Annotated in this window: 21 protein-coding genes and 1 pseudogene; 11 read left to right on the top strand and 11 right to left on the bottom strand. The window is 63.2% G+C overall.

Features of this window, described 5'->3' with window-relative positions:
• Nucleotides 1–169 precede the first annotated feature (169 nt).
• From H9642_RS05335 to H9642_RS05310, 6 genes are all read left to right on the top strand, one after another.
• Nucleotides 170–1,126 (top strand): TAXI family TRAP transporter solute-binding subunit, encoded by a 957-nt coding sequence (locus tag H9642_RS05335; protein WP_251835394.1) that lies wholly within the window; start codon nucleotides 170–172, stop codon nucleotides 1,124–1,126.
• A 77-nt stretch (nucleotides 1,127–1,203) separates the two neighbouring features.
• A complete protein-coding gene (locus tag H9642_RS05330; RefSeq protein WP_251835393.1) occupies nucleotides 1,204–3,228 on the top strand; it encodes a TRAP transporter permease in 2,025 nt (674 codons plus the stop codon).
• A complete protein-coding gene (locus H9642_RS05325; protein ID WP_251835392.1) occupies nucleotides 3,225–3,614 on the top strand; it encodes a DUF1850 domain-containing protein in 390 nt (129 codons plus the stop codon). Before H9642_RS05330 ends, H9642_RS05325 begins: the two co-directional genes overlap by 4 nt.
• Before the next feature lie 48 nt (nucleotides 3,615–3,662).
• Nucleotides 3,663–4,199 (top strand): DUF3617 domain-containing protein, encoded by a 537-nt coding sequence (locus tag H9642_RS05320; protein ID WP_251835391.1) that lies wholly within the window; start codon nucleotides 3,663–3,665, stop codon nucleotides 4,197–4,199.
• 69 nt (nucleotides 4,200–4,268) lie between these two features.
• Nucleotides 4,269–5,234, top strand: coding sequence for a CobW family GTP-binding protein (locus H9642_RS05315; RefSeq protein ID WP_251835390.1), 966 nt, complete (start codon nucleotides 4,269–4,271; stop codon nucleotides 5,232–5,234).
• Between the two features lie 52 nt (nucleotides 5,235–5,286).
• Nucleotides 5,287–6,162, top strand: coding sequence for an alpha/beta fold hydrolase (locus H9642_RS05310; RefSeq protein ID WP_251835389.1), 876 nt, complete (start codon nucleotides 5,287–5,289; stop codon nucleotides 6,160–6,162).
• 144 nt (nucleotides 6,163–6,306) lie between these two features.
• Here H9642_RS05310 and H9642_RS05305 read toward each other — a convergent pair whose 3' ends face one another.
• Complete coding sequence (locus H9642_RS05305; protein WP_251835388.1) at nucleotides 6,307–6,723, bottom strand: DUF3301 domain-containing protein; 417 nt, start codon at nucleotides 6,721–6,723, stop codon at nucleotides 6,307–6,309.
• A gap of 155 nt (nucleotides 6,724–6,878) precedes the next feature.
• Here H9642_RS05305 and pdxY point away from each other — a divergent pair, with 155 nt between their 5' ends.
• Together pdxY and H9642_RS05295 are read left to right on the top strand one after the other, a co-directional pair.
• Entirely contained in the window at nucleotides 6,879–7,745 is an 867-nt protein-coding gene (gene pdxY, locus H9642_RS05300) for a pyridoxal kinase PdxY (RefSeq protein ID WP_251835387.1), read from the top strand.
• 82 nt (nucleotides 7,746–7,827) lie between these two features.
• Nucleotides 7,828–8,613 (top strand): N-acetylmuramoyl-L-alanine amidase, encoded by a 786-nt coding sequence (locus H9642_RS05295; RefSeq protein ID WP_251835386.1) that lies wholly within the window; start codon nucleotides 7,828–7,830, stop codon nucleotides 8,611–8,613.
• Between the two features lie 17 nt (nucleotides 8,614–8,630).
• Here H9642_RS05295 and H9642_RS05290 read toward each other — a convergent pair whose 3' ends face one another.
• Nucleotides 8,631–10,412, bottom strand: a complete 1,782-nt coding sequence (locus H9642_RS05290) for an ATP-binding protein (protein ID WP_251835385.1) — start codon at nucleotides 10,410–10,412, stop codon at nucleotides 8,631–8,633.
• 5 nt (nucleotides 10,413–10,417) lie between these two features.
• Nucleotides 10,418–11,764 (bottom strand): sigma-54-dependent response regulator transcription factor AlgB, encoded by a 1,347-nt coding sequence (algB, locus tag H9642_RS05285; RefSeq protein WP_251835384.1) that lies wholly within the window; start codon nucleotides 11,762–11,764, stop codon nucleotides 10,418–10,420.
• 345 nt (nucleotides 11,765–12,109) lie between these two features.
• Here algB and H9642_RS05280 point away from each other — a divergent pair, with 345 nt between their 5' ends.
• The 3 genes from H9642_RS05280 (at nucleotide 12,110) to H9642_RS05270 (ending at nucleotide 14,534) form a co-directional block, all read left to right on the top strand.
• Nucleotides 12,110–12,376, top strand: coding sequence for a hypothetical protein (locus H9642_RS05280; protein WP_251835383.1), 267 nt, complete (start codon nucleotides 12,110–12,112; stop codon nucleotides 12,374–12,376).
• Nucleotides 12,377–12,579: 203 nt separating this feature from the next.
• Nucleotides 12,580–12,747: a DUF1328 domain-containing protein gene (locus H9642_RS05275; RefSeq protein ID WP_251835382.1), complete on the top strand. Its 168-nt coding sequence runs from the start codon at nucleotides 12,580–12,582 to the stop codon at nucleotides 12,745–12,747.
• A gap of 557 nt (nucleotides 12,748–13,304) precedes the next feature.
• Nucleotides 13,305–14,534: a nucleoside recognition domain-containing protein gene (locus tag H9642_RS05270; RefSeq protein WP_251835381.1), complete on the top strand. Its 1,230-nt coding sequence runs from the start codon at nucleotides 13,305–13,307 to the stop codon at nucleotides 14,532–14,534.
• 51 nt (nucleotides 14,535–14,585) lie between these two features.
• Here H9642_RS05270 and H9642_RS05265 read toward each other — a convergent pair whose 3' ends face one another.
• The 8 genes and pseudogenes from H9642_RS05265 to H9642_RS05235 form a co-directional block, all read right to left on the bottom strand.
• Complete coding sequence (locus H9642_RS05265) at nucleotides 14,586–15,761, bottom strand: methyl-accepting chemotaxis protein (protein ID WP_433962680.1); 1,176 nt, start codon at nucleotides 15,759–15,761, stop codon at nucleotides 14,586–14,588.
• 81 nt (nucleotides 15,762–15,842) lie between these two features.
• A pseudogene (locus tag H9642_RS18420) lies at nucleotides 15,843–16,172 on the bottom strand (PAS domain-containing protein); the annotation flags it as partial.
• A 128-nt stretch (nucleotides 16,173–16,300) separates the two neighbouring features.
• Nucleotides 16,301–18,565, bottom strand: coding sequence for a putative bifunctional diguanylate cyclase/phosphodiesterase (locus H9642_RS05260; RefSeq protein WP_251835379.1), 2,265 nt, complete (start codon nucleotides 18,563–18,565; stop codon nucleotides 16,301–16,303).
• Nucleotides 18,566–18,831: 266 nt separating this feature from the next.
• The gene (locus H9642_RS05255) at nucleotides 18,832–20,571 is read right to left on the bottom strand and encodes a Na/Pi cotransporter family protein (RefSeq protein WP_433962671.1); all 1,740 of its coding nucleotides are present in this window, start codon (nucleotides 20,569–20,571) and stop codon (nucleotides 18,832–18,834) included.
• A gap of 196 nt (nucleotides 20,572–20,767) precedes the next feature.
• Nucleotides 20,768–21,661, bottom strand: a complete 894-nt coding sequence (locus H9642_RS05250) for an AEC family transporter (RefSeq protein ID WP_286010243.1) — start codon at nucleotides 21,659–21,661, stop codon at nucleotides 20,768–20,770.
• Nucleotides 21,662–21,783: 122 nt separating this feature from the next.
• Nucleotides 21,784–23,730, bottom strand: coding sequence for a DUF7844 domain-containing protein (locus tag H9642_RS05245; protein ID WP_251835377.1), 1,947 nt, complete (start codon nucleotides 23,728–23,730; stop codon nucleotides 21,784–21,786).
• 118 nt (nucleotides 23,731–23,848) lie between these two features.
• Nucleotides 23,849–24,166, bottom strand: coding sequence for a DUF2388 domain-containing protein (locus tag H9642_RS05240; protein ID WP_251835376.1), 318 nt, complete (start codon nucleotides 24,164–24,166; stop codon nucleotides 23,849–23,851).
• Between the two features lie 160 nt (nucleotides 24,167–24,326).
• A partial coding sequence (locus H9642_RS05235; protein ID WP_251835812.1) for a hypothetical protein occupies nucleotides 24,327–24,413 on the bottom strand: 87 nt, incomplete at its 5' end.

The following is a 24,413-nucleotide window of genomic DNA, read 5'->3' as shown; positions in this document are numbered from 1 at the left end:
TCAGTCGCTTCGCGACCCAGATAAGAACAAGAGGCGGGGCCATGACGGTCATCCGGTCTGTAACCCCCCACACATTGGCTGCCTGTCTATGACGTGTTCGTCTCTTGTGTCTGTGAATAAGTTGAGCTGTGGCTTCGACCATGGCCATAACAATAAAACGGAGCATTTCATGCGCATGAAAAAACGTTTCGGCCTGCTGGCCGCTGCGGTTGCCCTTACGGCGAGTTCCGCGGCATTCGCCGCACCGACCTTCCTCAACGTTCTGACCGGCGGCACCAGCGGTGTGTACTACCCCATCGGCGTAGCCCTGTCCCAACTGTTCAGCAATGGTATCGACGGCGCCAAAACGTCGGTGCAAGCTACCAAGGCTTCAGTGGAAAACCTCAATCTGCTGCAGGCCGGTCGCGGTGAACTGGCGTTCTCCATCGGCGATTCGGTGGACGACGCCTGGAACGGCGTGGAAGACGCCGGTTTCAAGGCGCCGCTGACCCGGCTGCGCGCCATCGCGGCCATCTACCCGAACTACATCCAGATCGTCGCCAGCCAGGAATCGGGCATCAAGACCCTCGAAGACCTCAAGGGCAAGCGCATCTCCGTCGGCGCGCCGCGCTCGGGCACCGAACTGAACGCCCGGGCGATCTTCAAGGCCGCTGGCTTGAGCTACGCCGACATGGGCCGCGTCGAGTACATGCCCTATGCCGAATCCGTCGAGCTGATCAAGAACCGCCAGTTGGATGCCACGCTGCAGTCCTCGGGCCTTGGCATGGCGGCCATTCGCGACCTGGCAGCGATGATGCCGATCAATTTCGTGGAAATCCCCAAGGAAGTGACCGATAAAATCGGCAGCCCGGTGTACCAGTCCAAGCCGATTCCGGCCGGCACCTATGACGGTCAGGACGCGGACGTGATGACTGCCGCGATCACCAACATGCTGATCACCCATGAGAACGTCTCCGACGAGGTCGCCTATCAGATGACCAAGCTGATGTTCGACAACCTGCCGCGCCTGGCCAGCTCGCACTCGGCAGCCAGGGACATCAGGCTGGAAACCGCCACCCAGGGACTGCCCATTCCGTTGCACCCCGGTGCGGAACGCTTCTATAAAGAAGCCGGCGTCCTCAAGTAAGCGCCTCGCCGATGCCTTGAAAGCACGCCGTCGATGTATCGGCGGCTTGTGTATTGCGCAATCAGGAGTTTTTCCCCATGAGTGAAGAAAACGCCTTACACGCCAGCCCGGCGCAGTGGCCAAAAACGCTCTTCTATGTGGCGCTGCTGTTCTCCACCTACCAGATCATTACCGCAGCATTCCATCCCGTTTCCAGCCAGGTGCTGCGCGCGGGACACGTCGGCTTTCTGCTGCTGATGGTGTTCCTCTGCTATCCGGCCAAGGGTCAAAGCCGGCCTTGGCAGCCGCTGGCCTGGCTGCTTGGCCTGGCCGGTATGGCCACGGCCTTTTACCAATGGTATTTCGAGGCGGATCTGGTGCAGCGCTCGGGTGATCTGAGCGATTGGGACATGATCATCGGCATTGGCCTGATGCTGCTGGTGTTCGAGGCCGGGCGAAGGGTCATGGGCACGGCCTTGCCGTTGATCTGTGCCTTGTTCCTCGGTTATGGCCTGTTGGGTGAATACCTGCCGGGTGATCTGGCCCACCGTGGCTACGGCTTCGACCAGATCATCAACCAACTGTCGTTCGGCACCGAAGGCTTCTACGGCACGCCGACCTATGTCTCGGCTACCTACATCTTCCTGTTCATCCTGTTCGGCGCCTTCCTGGAGCAGGCCGGGATGATCAAGTTATTCACTGACTTCGCCATGGGCATGTTCGGCCACAAGACCGGCGGTCCAGCCAAGGTCTCGGTGGTGTCTTCGGCGCTGATGGGCACCATTACCGGCTCGGGCGTGGCCAACGTGGTGACCACCGGCCAGTTCACCATTCCGCTGATGAAGCGTTTTGGCTACAAGCCGGCGTTTGCCGGGGCGGTGGAAGCCACCGCCAGCATGGGCGGACAGATCATGCCGCCGGTGATGGGCGCAGTCGCGTTCATCATGGCCGAAACCATCAACGTGCCTTATGTCGAAGTGGCCAAGGCAGCGCTGATCCCGGCGATGCTGTACTTCTTCGCGGTGTTCTGGATTGTTCACCTGGAAGCACGCAGTCAAGGACTCAAAGGGTTGTCCAAGGAGGAATGCCCGAGCGCCTGGGCTTCGGTCAAGGAGCGCTGGTACCTGCTGGTGCCGTTGTTCGTGCTGGTCTACCTGCTGTTCTCCGGGCGGACACCGATGTTCTCGGGCACGGTCGGCCTGGCGCTGACCGCGATCGTCATCCTCGGTTCGGCGATCATCCTCAAGGCGTCCAGCTTTTGGCTGCGCGCGGCATTCTGGGTGGCCCTCGGCTTGCTGTGCACCGGGTTCTTCCAGCTCGGCATCGGCGTCATCTTCGGGGTGATTGGTGTGCTGGTGGCTATCTGCTGGTTCATCAAGGGCGGACGCGACACGCTGCGCATCTGTGTGTACGCCTTGGTCGATGGTGCACGCCACTCGATCCCGGTGGGCATCGCCTGCACCCTGGTCGGGGTGATCATCGGCGTTGTCTCGCTGACCGGCATCGCCAGCACCTTTGCCGGCTACATCCTGGCCATCGGCGAGAACAACCTGTTTCTCTCCCTGGTGTTGACCATGATCACCTGCCTGATCCTCGGCATGGGCATCCCGACCATTCCCAACTACATCATCACCAGTGCCATTGCCGCACCGGCGCTGGAGCAGTTGGGCGTGCCGCTGATCGTGTCGCACATGTTCGTCTTCTACTTCGGCCTGATGGCTGACCTGACGCCGCCGGTGGCGTTGGCCTGCTTCGCCGCTGCGCCAATTGCCAAGGAAAACGGCTTTAAGATCAGCCTATGGGCGGTGCGCATCGCCGCGTGCGGCTTCGTGGTGCCGTTCATGGCGGTTTACGATCCGGCGTTGATGATGCAGGGCGACAGCTGGATGGCCACCTTATACATGCTGGTCAAGACGGTATTCGCCGTGTGCCTGTGGGGCATGGCGGTCACAGGTTTCCTGAATATGCGGATGACCCCGTGGGAACGCCTGCTGGCCTTCGCCGCCGGGGCGTCGCTGGTGTTGGCCATGCCGATCAGCGACGAACTGGGCTTTGCCCTTGGCGCGCTGCTGGTGGCTCAACATGTCTGGCGCGCACGTCGCGCTCAGTTGGCGGTGGCGTGATCGCAGTCTGTCTGGGCCTGGCCGGGGTGGTGTGGGCACAGCTGCCCACCCCGGCCTTTACCCTGGCCTGGGATCACACCATCGAGAAGATTCGCTGGGAGGAAGACTACCGTGTGACGCCGGACGGGCTGGTGCTCGGTGAAGCGCGGGTCAAGGGCAGCGGCGCCGGGATGGAGATTCCCGACGGCGCCACCCTGCGTGACGGCAGCTGGCATTACCGCACCACGCTGCCGCCCCTGCCGTTGCTGCGTCTCGGGCGCACGCCCGAGGCCGGCGACTACCAGCTGTGCATCGACCGGCAGTGCCGACCGATGAGCGACTGGCTCGGCCCGCCGCTGCTGGACACGCCTGCAGTGGAACTATGGAGCTGTTCTCCCGACGGGTGATCGCTGCATCAACTAGGCTTGCGGCTTTGCTTGCAACGGAAAGCCGCCATGCCACTCTCGCTTCGCTTGGGCCTCGCGGCCTTCTTGATCATCCCCTCGCTGCCCGCCTGGGCTATGGATATCCTGCCCGGCCTGTGGGAAATCACCCCGCGCGGTGTGCACTTGGGTGGGCAGACCCTGCCGGATCTGGGCGCTGTGCTGGCTCAGTTGGAAAACCTGCCTCCCGAACAGCGACAAAAAATGCTCGACACTTTGAGTCAGCGCGGCGTGCAGTTGGCCGGGCGCGGTGTGCATGTCTGCCTGAGCGAAGAACAGGTGCGTCGCCGGGATTTACCGATGTACGACGCACAGAACGGTTGCACACAGACGTACACCGAGCGCAGCGAGCAGCTGTGGACATTCAGCTTCCAATGCCCCGACGCCGCAGGACAGGGCGAGACGCGCTTGCTCAGCGAGCGGGAATTCATCACCACGCTGGACAGCCAATTCAAGGCAGGCGCCATGCTGCCCGACAGTGGACGCCTGGAAACCCATGCACGCTGGTTAAGCAGCGACTGCGGCACGCGGAAACCCTCGATGCGCTGATCGGCGAGGTTATCCACAGGTTCTATTTTGCGGCTGGCGCCGCTGCTGAGAAAGCAGCACCATGGCGCCATGCTGAACAATATCCCTACCCATCTGATTGCCGGCCCGCTGGGGGCGGGCAAGACTAGTCTTCTGCGCCAATTACTGGCGCAGAAGCCGGCTGAAGAGCGCTGGGCGCTGCTGATCAATGAATTCGGCGCCATTGGCCTGGATGCCGCCTTGCTGGACACCGGCGCCGACGGCGTGAGTATTGCCGAAGTGGCTGGCGGCTGCCTGTGCTGCGTCAACGGTGCGCCGTTCCAGATCGGCCTGGCTCGTCTGTTGCGTCGCAGCAAACCGACGCGGCTGTTCATCGAACCCTCAGGGCTTGGCCATCCGGCCGAGCTGCGCCGTCAACTGAGCGCTGCACCCTGGCGGGGGGTGCTGGCCCTGCAGCCGGATGTGCTGGTGCTCGACGCCGCAGCTCTGGTCGCCGGACACGAGCTGCTGGACAGTCAGCGTGAGGCCTTGGCGAACGCCGGGTTGTTGCTGCTCAACAAGGCCGAGACGCTGGATCAGGCCAGTCGCCGGCAGCTGGCGCAGCGCTGGCCGGGCAAGACGCTGTACTGGACCGAACAAGGATTTTTGCCGTTGGACGCCCTGCCACAGATCCCTGTGATTCTGGATGGGCCTGTGGATAACCTGCCCGATGCGTCTGCGCGCCCGCTTGGCAGCCTGTGGAATACCCCTGACACACCCATCTGCCAGAGCCAGGCCGGACCCGAAGGTTGGAGCATCGGCTGGCGCTGGCATCCCAGTCAGCGCTTTGACACGCAGCGGGTCAGCGATTGGCTCGGTGACCTGGGCTGGCGCCGCGCCAAGCTGGTGTTACGTGCCAGCGACGGCTGGTCTGCGGCCAACGCGCTGGACGGCGCGCCACTGCAGTGGCAGCCCAGCGCCTGGCGGCGGGACTCGCGTATCGAACTGATTTTCACCCACGCCCAGGATACTGCCGCCTTGCAGAACGCTCTTCATGCGTGCCGGCTCGCCGACTGAATACCACCGTGGGTAGAATGCCCGTCCCTTTGGTCAGTCCTGTTGTCTGTCTATGAACCTGCACGCCTGGTCCCACCCTTGTTCCGCCGGTTTCACCCTGCGTGGCTGGCACAGCACGCCGTCCGGCAAGCCGTTGCTGCACTTTATGCACGGCAACGGTTTTTGCGGCCGCGCCTATGAGCCCATGCTTAGCCACCTGGCCGAACACTTCGACCTCTGGCTGTGCGATGCCCAAGGGCATGGCGACAGCGACCACGGCGGCGATTTTCAGGGCTGGAACCGCAACGCGGAACTGGCTGTGGAAGCTTTCGAGGCCGGCCGCGAGCGCTTTGGGGATGTGCCGCGCTTCGCGTTGGGGCACAGCTTCGGCGGGGTGCTGAGCAGTCTGATCCTGGCACGCCGACCGGACCTGTTCCAGCGCGCCGTGCTGCTCGACCCGGTGCTGTTCACGCCGGGCATGATCGCCCTGAAAACGGTGGCCAGCGCCCTCGGCCTGTACCACAACAACGAAAAAGCCAAGCGCGCTCGCGCCCGGCGCAACCATTGGGTCGATCGCGACGAAGCCCAAGCACGGCTGCGCGGTCGCGGCATTTTCAAGAATTGGGACGAAGCGGCCCTGCGCGCCTATGCGCAACATGCCCTCAAGCCCACCGAAGGCGGCGGGGTACAGCTTAAATGCCATCCGCACCGCGAGGCGGAGGTTTTCGGCAGTTGTCCACAGGGCCTGTGGCGATCGCTGCGCCGGGTGCAGACGCCCAGCGTGGTGATCTATGGCCGCGACAGCTATCCCTTCGTGGTGAAGTCGGCGCAACGCTGGCTGCGGGTCAACCCGCGCGTGCAGGCCCAGGCAGTGGACGGCGGGCACTGCTTTATGCAGGAACGCCCGCAAGCGACGGCGGAGCAGGTCACGGGCTTGTTGCTGGGTTAGTACGCTGCTGGGATTCTGTCCACGGTGCTGTGCCCGAACAGCTTCGGCCCGAGGTCGGGCCTGCGACAGGTTGGGGACCGGGCACGGATCCAGTGTGGAAGTGGCGACCTCGCCGCGAAGGCGCGGCCTGTATCAAGGCTCTCGTTATTCGCCTGACTGGCGGCGTTTCCACGTATCCAAGTGAATGACCTGGCCGCTCCTGGCCGGTGGCACCTGATCAATCGTCGTGTCTGCGGGCGGCGGCGTAGGGCAGGGATGGGGATCAAGCTGGATGCCGCCCGGATGCACGCCGAACATGACGATAGTGCCGCGATGGCGTTGTTCGCCGGTCACGGTGAACTCGAAGCCATAAATACGCCCCAGGCGCTTGCGTCCGCGCGCATCCGCCACCAGGCCGATCTTGCGCAGGGCAACGTTGTCGTCGAGCAATTGCACCTGTTCGCGCTCACAGTGACGCTTGACCAGCAACAGGGCGCGTTCGCGAATGCCATGGCCATGCCAGAGCCAGGTCGCGAAGGCGCTTACTACCATCAGCATGAACAGGTTGCCAAGGGTCAGCATTGAAGCTCCGGTACAAGGGCGGAAGGGCAGCTTACCGCACCTTGCCGTGCGGCTCGACGGGCGCCGGCCCCGGCCTGAGAAAATGCCGCCGCCGGGTCTGCCTGAGGAGAATATTTTGCGCGATACTGCGCGCCTTTGCTCCACAGGAATTCGTAATGAAACGCACCCCCCATCTGCTGGCCATCCAATCCCATGTCGTGTTTGGCCATGCCGGCAACAGCGCGGCGGTTTTTCCCATGGCGCGCCTGGGGGTCAATGTCTGGCCGCTGAACACGGTGCAATTCTCTAACCACACCCAGTACGGGCAATGGACGGGTGAGGTGTTGGCACCGCAGCAGATTCCCGCGCTGGTCGACGGCATCGAGGCCATTGGCGAGCTGGGCCATTGCGATGCGGTGCTCTCAGGTTATTTGGGCAGCGCCGCCCAGGGTCGGGCGATTCTCGAGGTGGTGCGGCGCATCAAAGCCATCAATCCGCGAGCACTGTACCTGTGCGATCCGGTGATGGGCCATCCGCAAAAAGGCTGCATCGTCGCTCCGGAAGTCAGCGATTTCCTGCTCAACGAGGCGCTGGCCGTGGCTGACGTGCTGTGTCCCAACCAGCTGGAACTGGACAGCTTCGTCGGGCGCCGCCCGGATTCGCTGGCCGATTGCGTTGCAATGGCACGTACCCTGTTGGCGCGTGGACCGCAGGCAGTTGTGGTCAAGCACCTCGATTACCCGGGCAAGTCCGCCGAGGATTTCGAGATGCTGCTGGTCACCGCTGAACAGGCCTGGCACCTGCGCCGCCCGTTGCTGGCGTTTCCGCGCCAGCCTGTGGGCGTCGGCGATCTGACCTCCGGCCTGTTCCTGGCGCGCCTGCTGCTGGGCGACGGCCTGCTGCACGCCTTTGAGTTCAGCGCGGCGGCGGTGCATGAAGTGCTGCTGGAAACCCAGGCCTGCGGCAGTTACGAGCTGCAACTGGTGCGTGCCCAGGATCGCCTGGCGCAGCCGCGGGTGCGCTTTACTGCTGAGCCTGTGTAAGCACAGCGGGCACCCGCCCGTCGTGATGGGGTCCCAGTCTATGCTCTTGAATCGCTCGTTCAGCATGGAGTCCTGTCGCTGTATGAAACAGAGTGCCCTGGTTCTGCTCCTGATGCTGCTCGCCGGTTGCACCGGCCTGCGCATCGATGACAGCCATACCGCGCGCGGGCAAAGCAGCCGGGTGCAGTACATCGTGCTGCATTACACCTCATCTGACCTGCCGCGCTCACTGCAGCTGCTGACCCAGACCGAGGTCAGCAGCCATTACCTGCTCGGTGCGCGACCGGCGACGGTCTATCGTCTGGTGGACGAAAACCGCCGTGCCTGGCACGCCGGCGACAGTGCTTGGCAGGGTCGCACCTGGCTGAACGCCAGCAGCCTGGGCATCGAATTGGTGAACCAAGGCTACGAGGAAGACGCCGATGGTACCCGGCGCTGGTATCCCTATCCCGAGGAACAGATCGAGGTGCTGATTACCTTGCTCAAGGATCTGATGGCGCGCCATGACTTGCCGCCGGGCAGCATCGTTGGCCACAGCGATATCGCCCCGCAGCGCAAGGTCGACCCCGGCCCGCTGTTTCCCTGGCGACGGCTCGCCGAGGCTGGCTTGATTCCCTGGCCTGATAGCGCACGCGTTACCCACTACCAGACGCTGTTCGAACAGGGGTTGCCTGAGGTGGCGTGGTTCCAGCAGCAACTGGCGGAAGAGGGTTACCAGGTGCCGCTGCACGGTGAACTCGACGACGCGACCCGCAAGGTGCTTCGGGCGTTCCAGATGAAATATCGCCCGACGCGTTACGACGGCGATCCGGATGCCGAAACTGCCGCGTTGTTGCTGGCCTTGCGCCCGATGGTGGGCGCGGAATAAGACGCGCCTGGCGCCCGTTACGATAACGGCAGCACCAGGAAAAACACCGCGCCCTGGCCGGGGCGCGAGTGCACACCGAGTCGGCCGCCGTGCATGCGGACGATTTCCTTGCACAGCGCCAGGCCCAGGCCGACGCTGCCCTGGCGGTGTCCGATCTGCACGAAAGGCTCGAAAATACGTTCCTGCTGGCTGTAGGGAATCCCTTCGCCGCTGTCTTCGATGCTGATGATCAATTGCTTGCCATGCTGGCGCGCCTGCAGGCGAATGTGTTCGCCGCTGGGAGTGTGACGTAGGGCATTGTCGATCAGGTTGTCCAGCACCCGGTCGATCTGCAGGCGGTCGAGTTGCAACCAGGGTAGCGGGGGATGCAGGTCCAACTGCAGCGTGATATTGCGCTCGTCGGCCTGGCTGGCGAAGCGCTGGTAGGCATTTTCCAACAGCTCGCCGGGGTCGCTGAGGGCCAGTTGGGGTTGCTGCTGGCCGCTCTGGTAACGGGAGAAGTTCAATAGGTCGTTGATCAGCTGCAACATGCGGCGCATCTCTTCATTGATGGTACGCAGCAGCTCGCTCTCGCGGCTGTCCGGGGCAACGTGCAAGCGTTCGTGCAGCAGCCCGAACGCCATGTGGATGCCAGTCAGCGGGGTGCGCAGCTCGTGTGAGGCGCGCAGCACAAACTCGTTGCGCACCCGCTCGAAGGCGCGCTGCTCAGTGACATCGCGCAATACCAGCACCGCACCGATGGTACGACCATCGGCATGGCTGACCGCCGACAGTCGCCAGCTGAGCAGGCGCAACTCGCCCTCGGCCTGGATTGCCAGGTCCTCTTGCAGGCCTTCCACGGGCTGATTGTCGAGGACCCGCTGAACCGCCTCGTCCAGCATCGGGGCGTTTAGCACATCACCGGGTGCGCGTCCGAGCAGGCTGGGACTCCAGGCCAGCTGCCGCTGGGCCACCGGGTTGGCGTGTTCCAGCAAGCCTTGGCGGTCGATGACCAACAGGCCATCGTCGATGCTGTCGAGCAGGGCCTGCAGGCGCAGCTGCCCGCCGAGCAGGGCCTCGACGTTGTTTTCCTTGGACTGGCGCAGCGCTTCGCCCATCAAGCCGAAGCGGCTGATCAGGGCGGACAGCTCGGCAGTCGGCGAGTGCGGCAGGTCCAGGTTGAAGTCGCCCTGGCCGATCTGGTCGGCGGCCTGGGCGAGGCGTTCGATCACGCCGCTGAAACGCCGGGCGAACCCATGGGCGGTGAGAAAACCGATCAGCAGCACGCCGCAGCCGACCAGACCGAGCAGGCTGGCAATCAGCACGGCGCGCTCGCGGTTATCCTGTTCGGTCTCGGCCAGCGAGGTAATGGCATGCTCTTGCAGTTCGATGATCGGGTTGCGCACGTTCAGGTAGGCGGTGTTAAGCGTTTGGCGGGCGAAAATCTGCTCCGGATCGGCACGCAAGAGCGAATAATATTCCTGCAGATAGTCGTCATGGGCCTGGGCAATGGTGTTGACCAACTGGCGGTCGTAGCGCGTGCGGACCAGCGCATTTGCCTGCTGCAGTTGCCGAGCGAAGTCCTGGCGCAGCGTCGCGACATTGGCCAGCTCTTGTGGGGTGCCGAAATTCAAGGTCATCTGGCTGCCGATGGCCTTGCGCATTTCCTGGGTAATGGTCAGCAGGCTGTAGTGGTAATGGGTGGACTGGCGTTGTTCGCGTGCCATCTGCAGCACGCTGAACACGCCGATGCCCAGGCCGATGAGGGCCACCACCATGACTGCCGAGATGCCGATGAGCAATTGGCTGCGTAACTTCATGGGTGTTACAAGCCGTATTGTTTGCGTTTGCGATACAGCGTCGAGGCATCGATACCCAGGGTGCGCGCCGCCTGATCGAGGGTCTCGCTGCTGGCGATCAGCGCGGCGATATGGGCTTTTTCCAAGGCTTCCAGGCTGAGGGTTTCGCCGACGCGTGGCGCGCCACTGCCGGGCTGACTGGTCAGGCCAAGGTGGCTGACCTCGACGTATTCCTGTGTGCAGATGATGCTGGCGCGCTCGATCACGTTGCGCAGTTCTCGCACGTTGCCCGGCCAGGCATATTCGCTGAGCAGCCGGCGGGCCTCGGCGCTGAGTGCGCGTGCGGGGCGGCCGTAGCTTTTCACGAACTGCATCAGGAAGCGCTCGGCCAGGGGCAAGACATCTTCGGGGCGTTCGCGCAGCGGCGGAATGGTCAGGGTAATCACATTCAGGCGATACAGCAGGTCTTCGCGAAAGCGACCGGCGCGCACCATGGTGTCCAGGCTGTGGTTGGTGGCGGCCAGAATGCGGACATCGGCGCGTCGGGTCACCGGATCGCCGACCCGCTCGTATTCCTTGTCTTGAATGAAGCGCAGCAGTTTGGATTGCAGGGGCAGTGGGAAGTCGCCGATTTCATCCAGAAACAGGGTGCCGCCATCGGCCTGGCTGACGCGGCCGAGGGTACTTTCCACTGCTCCGGTGTAGGCGCCCCGTGTGTGCCCGAACAGCTCGCTTTCCATGAGCTCGGCAGACAGCGACGGGCAGTTGATGGTGACGCAGGGCCGACTGGCACGGCCGCTCCAGGCATGAATGCTGCGCGCCAGCTCGCCCTTGCCGGTGCCGGACTCGCCGAGCAGGAGGATATTCGCGTCGGTGTCGGCCACCTGTCGCGCGGTTTCCAACACGGCCATCATCGCCGGGCTGTTGGAGTCCAGGCCAGGGCTGCGTTGGGCCATTTCATCTTCAAGGGCTTCCAGACGCGCCGCCAGCTGGCGCACTTCCAGCTGCTTGGTCGCGGCCAGGCGCAACTGTTCCGGGCTGCAGGGCTTGACCAGGTAATCCGCCGCGCCCAGACGAATGGCATCCACTGCCGTGTCCACCGCCGAATGCGCGGTAATGATCACTACGCGCATCCAGGGCGCCAGCAGGCGCATCTGCTGCAACACAGTGAGGCCATTGTCATCGCCCAGCCGCAAGTCGAGAAAGCACAAGTCGAAGACCTGGCGTTGCAGCAGGGTTTCGGCTTGTGCCGCGCTGTTGGCGGTAGACACCCGGTAACCATCGTCTTCCAGGCAATAACGGAACGTGCGCAGAATGGCAGCTTCGTCGTCGACCAGGAGGATTCGTCCGCTGATGAGGGGCGTGTGTTCCATGGAATTCTCCACTATCGCCGGTTAGGCGCGTCGAACAGGCAACTGCATGAACAGTCTGGTCGATCCTTTGGCTACTTGCCGATTTGCCGATTGGCAACAGGCCAGACAAGTCTGATCGTTTTCTGACCCTTAAGTTTTCTCTTCTAGCAGTTTAGTGCCGTGCAATGTGCATGGTGGCGCGTGGCCAATCATGCAGTTTGCCGTGTCGCTTGCCCGTCTGTGCCCGGCAAGTATTTGATTTGGTTGAAGTTAACTAACCCGCTCCGGCTGGCATGGCCGCTGCAACAGATGCACTATGGATGCGCCTTACATCGGCTTCGGCCTGTTGCATTGGGAGGAAAGGATATGAACAAGCCTTGGCAATCGAGCCTGTTAGGAAGTGGATTATTCGTGTTGGCTGCGCTGCTTGTGTCGCCTGTGAATTCGCCCAGTTTTGTGGAAAGACCGCAAAGCGCCGTAAAGACCGAGCCGACGCAACCACGGCTTCAGACGCTGGTCAAAACCGATATGCCGGTCATCACGCCGCAGCGTGTTGAGCCTCTCTTAGATGACCAACAGCCTGGCGAGCAACCGTGGCATAAGCTGCCGAGGCGTGCGAGCTGGGTGTTCTAAAGGAGGGTTATGACTGTATTGAGTGTGCTATTCGTACTTTTACTGCTGGTAGCAATGCTGTGTTTCGCGTGGGTCGTTGGTCCCTTGTTCCTTGAATGGGGTCGTCGGCGCACCACGTTAAGCTCGGCCCGTCGCCAGCAACTGTCGGTCAACTCCCGAGAAGAGACTGGCAAAGCGCGCTAACTCACGAAGAGGAAATGCTTATGTTGAGCTGGGCCATTACCTTCCTGATCATTGCCATCATTGCCGGTGTGCTCGGCTTTGGCGGGATTGCCGGAACCGCAACGGGCATCGCCAAGATCCTGTTCATCATTTTCCTAATCTTGTTTGTGGCGTCCTTTCTGTTCGGTCGCTTTCGCGGACCGCGCTGATGCTGGAGGCATGTGCCACCTGCCGCATGTATTCATGTGAAGCGCACGGCCAATTTAGCCAGGTGCTTCCCATTAGCTCGCCAGTGCCAGCTCTATTTTCACTGGGCTGGCGGGTGCCATTACCCGCGGCGCTGGTCGCCGCACCATAGGGTGAAGCACCGCGCAGTTCGCGGATATCGGTAAGCTCTGCGGCGCTGTACTCCAGGCCGGCGATGGATGCCGTGTGTGCCAGGGTGTTCCAGAACGAGGTGATGGTGGTTTCTGAACGCCCGCCGGTGCTGGTGGAAAACGCTGGCCAATTTGCCCCAACCCAATCAGCGGCCCTCTGTACCGGCACGTGCTTGAGCGTGACCTCCACGCCAGGCACATGCCATGCTCCCTCGGCCGCTCCCTCCGTCACTACAGCAGTTGTATTGTTCATTTCGCATTTCCTCGGGTGGGCCTGTTCGACGGTGCCTATGGCATAGAAGAGTGGCTGCGCGGTAGCGGCGCTGCGCTTATGCTCTTCAGCGGCTTGATAAGATGCCCGCCGAGTGGCGCTGCTGACGGAGTTCCAAATGCTCAACGGCCTGTGGCTGAGTTTTTTCCTGATAGCGGCGCTGGCGGCGCTGGCCCGCTGGTTGCTCGGCGGCGACCCGGCGGTATTTGCCGCCCTGGTGCAAAGCCTATTCGACATGGCCCGACTGTCGGTCGAGGTGATGGTCCTGCTGTTCGGCACCCTGACCCTCTGGCTGGGTTTTTTGCGCATCGCCGAGAAGGCCGGGCTGGTCGATTGGCTGGGGCGCATGCTCGGCCCGCTGTTTTCCAGGCTGATGCCCGAAGTACCGCGCGGCCATCCAGCCTTGGGCTTTATCACCCTTAATTTCGCCGCCAATGGCCTGGGTTTGGACAACGCCGCCACGCCCATCGGCCTCAAGGCAATGCGCGCCCTGCAGGACCTTAACCCCAGCGCCACCACCGCGAGCAATGCGCAGATCCTGTTTCTGGTGCTCAACGCGTCGTCGCTGACCCTACTGCCGGTGTCGATCTTCATGTACCGCGTGCAGCAAGGCGCTCCAGACCCGACGCTGGTCTTCCTGCCGATTCTGCTCGCCACCAGCGCCTCGACGCTGGTGGGTCTACTGTCGGTGGCGCTGATGCAGCGTCTGCGCCTCTGGGACCCGGTAGTGCTCGCTTATCTCTTGCCCGGCGCACTGCTGCTCGGCGGCTTCATGGCGCTGCTGGCGACCTTGAGCTCCGTGGCGCTGGCTACGCTGTCCTCGTTGCTGGGCAACCTGACGCTGTTCGGCTTGATCGTAATGTTTTTGTTGATGGGCGCGGTAAAGCGCGTACCGGTGTACGAAAGTTTCGTTGAGGGGGCCAAGGAAGGCTTCGAGGTGGCGAAGAATCTGCTGCCGTATCTGGTGGCCATGCTCTGTGCCGTGGGGGTGTTGCGGGCCTCGGGTGCGCTGGAGTTCGGGCTCGACGGCATCCGCTGGCTGGTCGAGTGGGGCGGCTGGGACAACCGTTTCGTTGATGCGTTGCCCACCGCGCTGGTCAAGCCGTTCTCTGGCAGTGCGGCGCGGGCGATGCTGATCGAAACCATGCAGACCCACGGTGTCGACAGTTTCCCGGCGTTGGTAGCAGCTGTCATGCAAGGCAGCACCGAGACGACCTTCTATGTACTGGCGGTGTACTTCGGCGCGGTCGGCATCCAGCGCGCCCGCCATGCGGTCGGCTGCGCGTTGCTTGCCGACCTGGCTGGAGTGGTTGCGGCGATTGGTGTGTGCTACTGGTTCTTTGGCTAACAGGCAGTTGTCTTGGCTGGCCAGATAGGCCTGACACTCACGCCTCCCGGGTCAAGAGAAGCGTTTTTGCCAGAACTGCCGGGCCAGCAAACGCAGCTGACCGGCCTGGCGACTGACTTCGCTGGCCGCCTGGTGGCTGTCATTGCCGTGCTGCACGCTTTGGCCGGTGGCCTGACGAATCACCTCGATGGCCTGCTGGATCGCGGCGCTGGCGCTGCTTTGCTGGTCCACGGCGCTGGCGATCTGCGCGCTCATGTCGCTGATGGCGCTGACCCTGGCGTGCACACCGCGCAGGGCCTGGGTGGCCTGTGCGGCCTGGGCTTCACTGTGCAGGGCCTGTTCGCGGCTGTCATGCATGGTCTGCACCGCAGCGTTGATCTCCCCCTGCAGGGCACCCAGCATTTGCTGGATCTGTGCGGTGGAATCCTGGGTGCGCACCGCCAGGTTGCGCACTTCGTCGGCGACCACGGCAAAACCGCGCCCGGCGTCGCCGGCCCGCGCGGCCTCGATGGCGGCGTTGAGTGCCAACAGGTTGGTCTGTCCGGCGATGCCTTCGATCACCTCGATCACCGCAGTAATCTGACTGCCGCGTGCCTGGAGCCGTTGCACGGCCTCGGTGGCGCGCTGTACCTCCTGGGCGAGCCGCTCGATGCTGCGTCCGGTGGCGGCGACCTGCCGCTCGCCAGCCCGTGCCGCATCATCGCCCTGCTCGGCCGCCTCGGCGCTGTGCAGGGCATTGTTGGCCACTTCGAAAATGCTGACGCTCATCTGCTCAATGGCACTGGCGACCTGCTGGGTTTCCTGTTGCTGCTGGCGGGTGCCCAAGGCATTGCGCTCTACGGCCGCCTGCAGGCGGGCGGCATGTTCGGCCAACTGACGAGCTGCTTCGCCCATGCGCCCGACGATGGCGCTGGCTTCCATGGCCTGCATGCGCAAGGCGAAGGCAATGGCGCCGAATTCGTCGCGCCGCCCGCTGTAGATCCATTGACCCACCGGGTTGATGGCGATTTTGCGCACCTGGGCCAGCAGCTGCCGCCAGGGTGTCAGGCTGTGCCAAAGCCCTGCAGCGCACAGGGCCAGGGCCAACCCTGCGCACAGCAGCGCGGCCAGCGGATCGAAGCCGAAGGCCAAGCTGGCGCAGCCGAAGCCGACGGCCACGGCGCCGGCACACAGGCCGAGCAGGCGGCCGAACAGGCTCACCCGTGGCCGCCGCAAGACGCGTGGCATGCGTTGGCCAAACAGCTGGGGATAGAGCTGCTCGGCAGCGGCCACCCAGTGCTCGGTCGGTTTGGTGCGTACCGACTGGTACTCGATGATCCGGCCATTTTCGATGATCGGTGTGACGTAGGCGCTGACCCAGTAATGGTCGCCGTTCTTGCAGCGGTTCTTGACCACGCCCATCCAGGAGCGGCCGCTTTGCAGGTTTTTCCACAGCTGTGCATAGGCCACCGGGGGCATATCGGGATGGCGCACGATGTTGTGCGACTGGCCGAGCAATTCCGCTTCGGAAAACCCGCTGGTTTCCACCAATTCAGGGTTCACATAGGTGATGAGTCCCTTGAGATCGGTGGTGGAGAGTATGTTGATGTCGTGAGGCAGGTCGAGGGCACGACCGCTGACGGGCAGGTTGATTTTCATGGCTGGGCACATCGCGGGCATAGCTGCGTCCGCCCGACTCTGCGGCGACCTGTGCTAACGCATGAAAGATCACCCAGCGGTGGTGCGGTTCGAATAACGTCCATATGCATCCTCCTTGAAACAACCCGTCATGACAGTTCACGGCGGGATAAAGCCTGGTTGACCGGGACTGCGGGCGTGGCATGCCCTGCCAACAGGCCGCACGAATCCAGCGCATTGAAAAGCTGTTGCATGTCCTGCGACGAGCAGGGCCGGGCAAACCAGAAGCCCTGGGCATGCTGGCAGCCTTCATCCAGCAGGAATTGCCGGTGTTGTTCGGTTTCCACACCCTCAGCGATCACCTGCAGGCCCAGGCTCTTGCCCAGGCCGATGATGGCGCGGCAAATGGCGCTCTGCTCGCGGTCCTGCGGCAGACCCATGACGAAGCTCTTGTCCACCTTGAGAATGTGCAGAGGAAAGCGCTGTAGGTAGCCCAGCGAGCAATAGCCCGTGCCGAAATCGTCCAGAGCCAGGCGCACCCCCAGGCGTGCCAATGCGCGCAGGTTGTGGTGCAACTCCGGGCTGTCCTCCATAAGCAGGCCTTCAGTAATTTCCAGCACGAGAAACTGCGCCTCCAGGCCGCTGGCCTGGAGAATAGCGGCGACCCGCGCGGCGAATCCCGCCTGGCGCAATTGGCGGCTGGAGAGGTTGACTGAGCAAGACAGGTGCGACTGCCCCGTCTGTTGCCAGGCGCGAACCTGCCGGCAGGCCTGTTCCAGCACCCAGTCGCCGACCGGCAGGATGTCGCCGGTCTCTTCCAGCGCCGGAATGAACTCCTGGGGGCTCACGGGCTGGTCATTCAAGCGCCAGCGCAGCAAGGCTTCTACGCCGTATACCGTGCTCTGTTCACCATCGAGCTGATAAATCGGCTGGTAATGAACGACAAATTCATTGCGGGCCAGGGCCTGGGCCAAGGCACTTTGCAGCTCCAGCCGGTGCTGCGCGGCGCTGTGCATATCATGGGTGTAGCGCGCGTATTGCGACTTGCCGGCGGCCTTGGCGCTGTACAGGGCGATGTCGGCGGCCTGCAGCGTTTCGCCGGGTTGTGCCTGGCCGTCCAGCGCGGCGATACCGATGCTGGCGGTGAACACCAGCTCATGGTTATGCACATACACTGGTCGCTGCAGGGCGTCGAGCATGCGCTGGGCCAGGTGTTCGGCACTATCCTGGCAATCCAGCTCATCAAGCAACACGACGAATTCATCGCCCCCGAAGCGGGTCAGATGGTCGCCGGGACGCAGGCACTGTTTCAGGCGCTGGGCCATTTCCACCAAGACCAGGTCACCCACCGCGTGGCCCAGGCTGTCATTGATCAGTTTGAAGCGATCCAGGTCGATGAACAGCAGCGCGGCTTCGCTGGCGAATTTGCGTTGCCGTTGCAGCGCACGGTGCAGCAACTCATCGAGTCGCGTGCGATTGGCCAGGCCGGTCAGCGGATCGTGGCGGGCCGCCCGGCGCAGCTCGGCTTCGGCCTGCTTGCGTTCGCTGATGTCGGTTTGCGAACCGGTCAGGCGCACGTCCCCCTGGCTGTCGCGTTCGGCCACGCCACGCACCAGCACCCAGATGTAGGTGCCGTCAGGGCGGCGCATGCGGTATTCGAGATACAGCCAGGGAGTCTCGCCGCGCAGGTGCGTGTCGATGGCTTGGCGCAGCGCCGGTAAATCATCGGGATGCACGCGCTGGAACCAGTGCTGGCCACGTTCGCCCAGGCTGTCGCGAGACAAGCCGAGCATGCTGGCCCAGCGTTCCGAGACATACAGACGATCGGTAGCGACATCCCAGTCCCAGATGCCGTCATTGCTGCCGCGCAAGGCCCGGGCGAAACGCGCCTCACTGTCTTCCAGGGCGCGGCGGCGGGCGGCCGAGTAGGCCTCGACCGCCAGCGACATGTCGAAGAACACCACCTTGAGCAGGCTGGCGTACAACTCGCGGTTCTCATCGGCGGGAAACAGGTTGGCCAGCATGGCGTCGAGGTGCAGCCGATAAGCGCCCAAATACCATTTCAGCTCCAGACCGACACGCTCATGCACCATGCCCACGCGCAGACGGTCATGCACGTACTGGTAATCGTAGGGGCCGTTGAGCAGTTGCTGGTAATAGGTGATCTGGCTGCGTTTGAGCCGATCCAGGGTGGCCGGTTCGCTGAGGATGCGTGCCAGCGGGTCGAAGCCGCGCAGGTAGTCGTACAAGTCATCGACGAATTCGACATGCGCCGATTCCAGCCTGGCGGCATGGCGATTCAGGCGACGCCCGTCGGCAGGGCTCCAGTCGAGGTAGCGGCACCGAGCATGAATTTCTTCCCGATCCAGACCGATACTCTGGAACAGCGGTTTCAATTCGGGCTCGGGGCTCATGGGTGTCACTCCTCGACTGCTGAGCCACCCAAAAACGACTACGCGGGCCGTGCGGACGTCGCCTTTCGGCGTCCCGCTGCAGCCTTGCCAGTGTTTTTCAGCGTGTTCGCGTTAGCCACAGGCTGTGGTCAGCGACATTAGTGGCGTTGAGCTATTAGCGTAATCGCTGCCAAACGCCGAGCCTTGATCTGCATCAATAAGCCGGCCCGCTGAGGCATACAGCGGGCGGGCCGTTAGGTTGCGACGGGATTATTGCTAAGGCCGCGTCATCGACCATCCGGGTGCGCGGTGGGCGGCAAGGCTGTCGCGCTGTCGTTGGCCGGGGTGAGGTGGACCTCGGCCGTGCCGTGCCGGTCTGGCGTGCCCTCGAAGCTGTCCGAGACAGACAGCGCACCGGTCTCCTCCTGCTCCAGAATCGCATAGGCGCTGGCGCAGAAGATCGAGTTGAGACGCTTCATATCGGCGATCAGCTCTAGGTGTACGGCACTGCTTTCGAGGCTCTGCACTACTTTGTTGCCAAGCCGGGTGACGTGAGCGTGGGTCAGGCGCCGCTCGCGAATGCGGAAACGGCGCTTTTCACGCAGCAACTGACGGGCGTTGGCGCGATCGCCGGTAAGGAAAACCGACAGGCCCAGGCGCAGGTTGGCCTGCAGTTGGGCATGCAATTCGGTCAACTCCTCCAGCCCCGAGTCGGAAAAGGAGTGCAGGCGGGCTTTTTTGTGGCTCTGCAGTTTGCTGAGCATGTGTTCCACCAGGTCGCCGGCATGCTCCAGGTTGACGGTCAACTCGATGATCTCGGCCCAGCGTCGGGCTTCCTGTTCGGCCAGGTCTTCGCGCGGCATCTGCGCCAGGTAGAGTTTTACGGCGCTGTGCAAGGCATCGACGTCGTCGTCCAGACTGCGGATCGTTTTGCCAGCCTCCTGGTCATCGTTGTGCAACACCGCCTTGAAGTGCTCGAGCATCTGTTCAACCAGATCGCCGATGCGCAAGGTTTCGCGCGCCGCATTGGCCAGCGCCAGGCTGGGCGTTTCCAGGGCGGCACGGTCCAGGTGGCGCGGCCGCGCCACGCCGCCGGTATCGGGCCGTTCGGGCAGCAGCCAAGTGCACAGCCTGGCCATGGCATGCACGGTGGGCAGCATGAGCAGGCAGCGCAGCGTGTTGTATAGCAGGTGGAAGCCGATCACCAGGCTGGCGTTGTCCAGCGGCAGGCTGGTGATCCAATCCACCAGCACGTCGAGCACCGGCATGATCAGCAGCAGGCCGATGATCTTGTATAACAGGCTGCCCAAGGCAACCCGGCGGCCGGCGGCGGATTGCAGGCTGCTGTTGAGCAGCGCCAGCACACCGCTGCCGATGTTGGCGCCGATCACCAGGCCGATGGCCACGGGCAGGCTGACCAGGTCGGCGCTGGCCAGGGTTGCGGTAATCAGCACGGCGGCCAGGCTGGAATAGCTGAGCAGGGCGAACACCGCGCCGACCAGCGCATCCAGCAGCAGGTCGCCGGTGAGTTCGGCGAACAGCACTTTGATGCCGTTGGATTCGGTGATCGGTTGGGCGGCGGCGACGATCAGCTGCAACGCGAGCAGGATCAAGCCGACGCCGATCTGTACGCGGCCGAACTGGCCCAGGCGGGTCTGCTTGCGTGACAGGAACAGGATCACGCCGAGGAAGATCAGCAGCGGCGACAACCACGACAGCTCGAGGGTCAGCACCCGTGCCATCAGCGCCGTGCCGACATCCGCGCCGAGCATGATGGCCAATGCCGGCGCCAGCGCCATCAGCCCTTCGGCGACAAAGGAAGTGGCCAGCAAAGCCGTGGCATTGCTGCTTTGTACCAGCGCGGTCACCGCGATGCCGGCGGTGAAGGCCAGGGGCAAATTACGGGTGCTGTGGCTGAGCGCAGTGCGCAGTTGTGAGCCGTACACGCGCATGATGCCGGTACGTACGATGTGCGTGCCCCAGATCAGCAGAGCGACGGCGGAAAGCAGATTAAGCAGAGTGAGCATCGGAGCAGAACTCCCGGACAGCCTGGGATGGAACCAAAAAGGGGGTGTTATGGGGTGGACTCGCTGCCGCGGCGTGTGTTCGTTGCACCACCGGGAAAATGCCGGACCAGGCTCGTCAGGCGGGTGGTGCGAACATGATGTTACAAACAGATGACAGCTTAAGCCAGTGGCTGCCCGTTGCAGTTCAGCGTCCGGTTTAGACGCCGAGAACCACCAGTAGAAGGGGTAGGCTGGCGGCTGCCAGCAGGGTCTGCAGGGTGATGATGCCGGCCATCAGCTGGCTGTCGCCGCCCAGTTGGCGGGTCAGCACATAGGACGTCGGCGCGGTGGGCAGCGCAAAGAACACGATCAGCAGGCTGGTTTCCATGACAGGCAGGTCCAACCCGCGCGCTACGCCCCAGGCCAGCAGGGGCATGACCAACAGGCGCAGGACGCTATTCCAGCCCAGGCTCGGCACTTCGCCGCGCAATTCCTTCGGTTGCAGAGCCGCGCCCACGCAGAGCAGGCCCAGCGGCAGACTGGCGGCGGCGAGCAGGCCGAGCAGTCGATCGCTGCCGCCGGGCAGGCCAAGGCCACTGAGGTTGATCAGCACGCCGGCCAGGCAGGCGAGGATCAAGGGGTTCTTGATGATGGGTAGCAGCAAGGTGCGCAGACTCAGGCCGCGCTCGGCGGTCAGCGCCCACACTGACATGATGTTTACCGTCGGCACCATCAACGCCAGCATCAGGGCAGCCAACCCCAAACCTTCGGCTCCAAACAGACTGCCTATCATGGCGAGGCCCAGATACGTGTTGAAGCGCAGCACGCCCTGGCTGATAGCGCCGAAACGCGCCGCCGTCCAGCCGAACAGGCGGCGGGCCAGCAGCAGCGCCAGCCAGGCCAGCCCCAGACCTAGCAATACCGCGACGGCCAGGCGTGGCAGCGCGGGATTGTCCAGCGGCGCAGTCGCCAGGCTGTTGAACAACAGGGCGGGAAACAGCACGAAATAATTGATGCGCTCGGCGCCTGGCCAGAACGTGTCGCTGGGAAATTGGGCGCGGCGCATGGCCTGGCCAGCAAGAATAAGTGCAAACAGCGGCCATAGGGCCATTAACAATTCCAGCACGCGGTCACCTGATCAGCCAAATCATAAGCGGGCAAAGCGCTCTATCTTGGCGGTCACAGCGAAGCGGCGCAAGGCTGTGACGGTGCGCCTAGAAAAGAATGGAAAAACTAGGGTAGCTGCAGCCCGCCTGCGGCCCGGTGCAGGCTGCGCAGGTGTTCGGCCAGCTGCGCCAGGTTGGCTTCGTTGGACTCAAGTTCCTGGCGGCGTTCGGGACTCAGCAGCAGGCGCAGGTCTTGATCGAGCTCGACACTTAATTGGTTGAGTACCTGCTGGCGTTGCCGGGTGCGCTCCTCGAGTTGTTGCCATTCGGCCTGCTGCGGCAACCCGTAACCACTTTCCAGCAGTTCTGCCGGGCGGCTGAGAAAACCGCTGTTGGCGAGCATCTGCTCAAGCGCCTTGCCGGCCTTGTCGAGGGTTGCATCCGTGGCCCGCTGGCGGCTCAAGTAGCGCTGTTTGAGTTCGTCTTGGGCCAGCAGTAGTTGCTGGCGTTGCGCGGCCTGTTCGAGTAATAACAGCGCGGCGCTGGCTTGCAGGTCGGCGCGGGCCAGCCAGGGACGGCGCGCCTCGGCCGGCAGGCTCAGCCAATCCTCGACCCGCGTCTGCTCGATGGGCAGGCGCTGGCGCAGGATGGCGAACATGGCCTGATAACGCTCGCGGAACGAATCGAAGCGATAGCCCAGGCGCAGCGCTTGTTGCGGGTCGGCCAGCGGCCCGAGGTCGGCCAGTCCGCGTGCCACCAGCGAATCGAGCAGGGCGCTGGGCATGATGCTGTCCAGGCTGGTCAATTCGCTACGGCCGGTGCCGCTGCGCAGCAGATTGAGGGTTTCCACGGCGCAGTTGTTGGACAGGAAGTAGTAATCACCGTCGTAACTCCAGTGCAGTTCGACGGCGCGCAGCAACAGGTCCTGCTCTTCGCTGCGGCTCAGGCGCAGGGGAATCGAGGACAGGCTGCGCAGTTCCAGTTTGGTGTACTCATCGACCACCTGCCCCAACGGCAGGATGAACAGCCGCGAGGGGTAGGCGCCGGTCAGGCCGTCCCAGCTCGACAGCTGGATATCGCCGACGAAGGCTCGGTAGGACAGCACCAGGTGGTGGTCCAGATCCAGCCGGCACTGCTCGCTGCGCGGGCGTCCCGGTGCGCAGATCACCAGACGCAGCATGCTGTGGCCCCAGCGGCTGACCCAGTTGTCGTTGGCATCCGCGAACAGGTAATCGATGGCGTAGACCTGCTCGGGGTCGATCCAGCCCAAGGGTTCGCGGTCGTAATTGCTGCCAGCGTTCAGGTAAGGGAAGCGTTGCGGACAGGGATCGCTGTGTGCTGGCGCCCAACCGAAGTGCTCGCTCCAGTAACGGTGCAGCGAGGGTCGACGACAGGCGTAGCTGGGATCGAGAAGAAAATACTCCAGGTTCACCGCGACGAATTCGCGAGGGTTAGCCAGCTCATAGGCATCGGGACTGCGGTCCACCTGGCCGTTGGTGATTTCCCGTTCCCCGCGTTGGCCGATGGCCTGATACCAACCGGCCAGATCCAGTAGGCGCGGGTCATCGGATAGGGTGAAACGCCGTTCGGTCTGACCGCGACACTGCTCGGGCAGGCCGACCGGCCCCAGGCTGCCGGCCAGACTGCGGCAGCGGCGTTGCGCCAACCAGGCCTCGGTCGACCACACACGGGCACGGTCATACAGGTGGGTGAGTTCGTGCAGGACAGTGGCCAGCAATTCGCGGCGTACCGTGCCATGGGGACGGGCCGTGCGGGTTTGTGCGGCGGAGCCGTCGCTCAACGTCGGCAATAAGCGGGCATTGAGAGTCAATTGAGAGTGGCTGGTCAGCCGTCCGTAGACGGTTTCGGGCAATTCACCCCAGCGTATCTCGACGTGTCGATCCAGACGCTCGATGAAATGGGGCGGCAGCGCGCGCAGCGCTTCGTCGAGCAGGGTCTGACTGGCCTGACGCTGTTGGGTGTCGAGCGAGGTGGCGTCAAGCCGAAGTTGTAAGTGGGCCTGGGCACCGCTTGCCAGGCAGAGCAGGAGCGCCCAGAGCAGAAAACGACTCATTGGGTTTCTCCGCAGCGGTACATACAGAATAGCGATCACACGACCGTGCCTGCGCATCGGCTCGATAAGAAGGGGTGACAGCGTTCGCGCCGCGGACACGGCGCGAAAACCGGGAGCGTTAGAGCGCGAGGATCGCCTCGGCCAGCTGCAGGTCGCTGGCGTTCAGCTGCGGTGCCTGGGTGCGGATGTGCTGCAGGGCTGCATGCAGACGAGCACCACGAATTTCACCCTGGCTGGCGACAAAGCTGGCGGCATCGTCACGGGCGGCCAGTACGATCTTGTCGTCTTTGAGCGACGAGCTGAGGTCGGAAATGCCGTCAGTGGTTGAGATCAGGGCGCGACCAATCATATCGGTGGTGCCCACAAAGCTGGTGGCGCTGGCCATGGAGGACAGGCTGAGCAGGGCGGCTAGGCCAAACAGTCGAATCGCAGTCATGAAAAACCTCGGATCATGGGTTGAGACTGCGAGTGTAACGAGGTTTGCCGGGCTGCACTATGCGTGATGGCAATGTGCTAGATATGTGTGAGGCTAGGGACACCAGGCGAAACAGCCCACCGCCATGCTGGGTTGCCAGCGCAGCGGTGGGCCAGAGCGTTTAGTCGACCGCCTTGACCATGTCTTCAATGACTTTCTTGGCGTCGCCAAAAACCATCATGGTCTTGTCCATGTAGAACAGTTCGTT

This window comes from Serpens gallinarum (genome assembly GCF_014836765.1).
Classification (GTDB): domain Bacteria; phylum Pseudomonadota; class Gammaproteobacteria; order Pseudomonadales; family Pseudomonadaceae; genus Serpens; species Serpens gallinarum.
The sequence above is the reverse complement of the archived record's forward strand: the minus strand, read 5'-3'. Positions and strand labels throughout refer to the sequence as shown.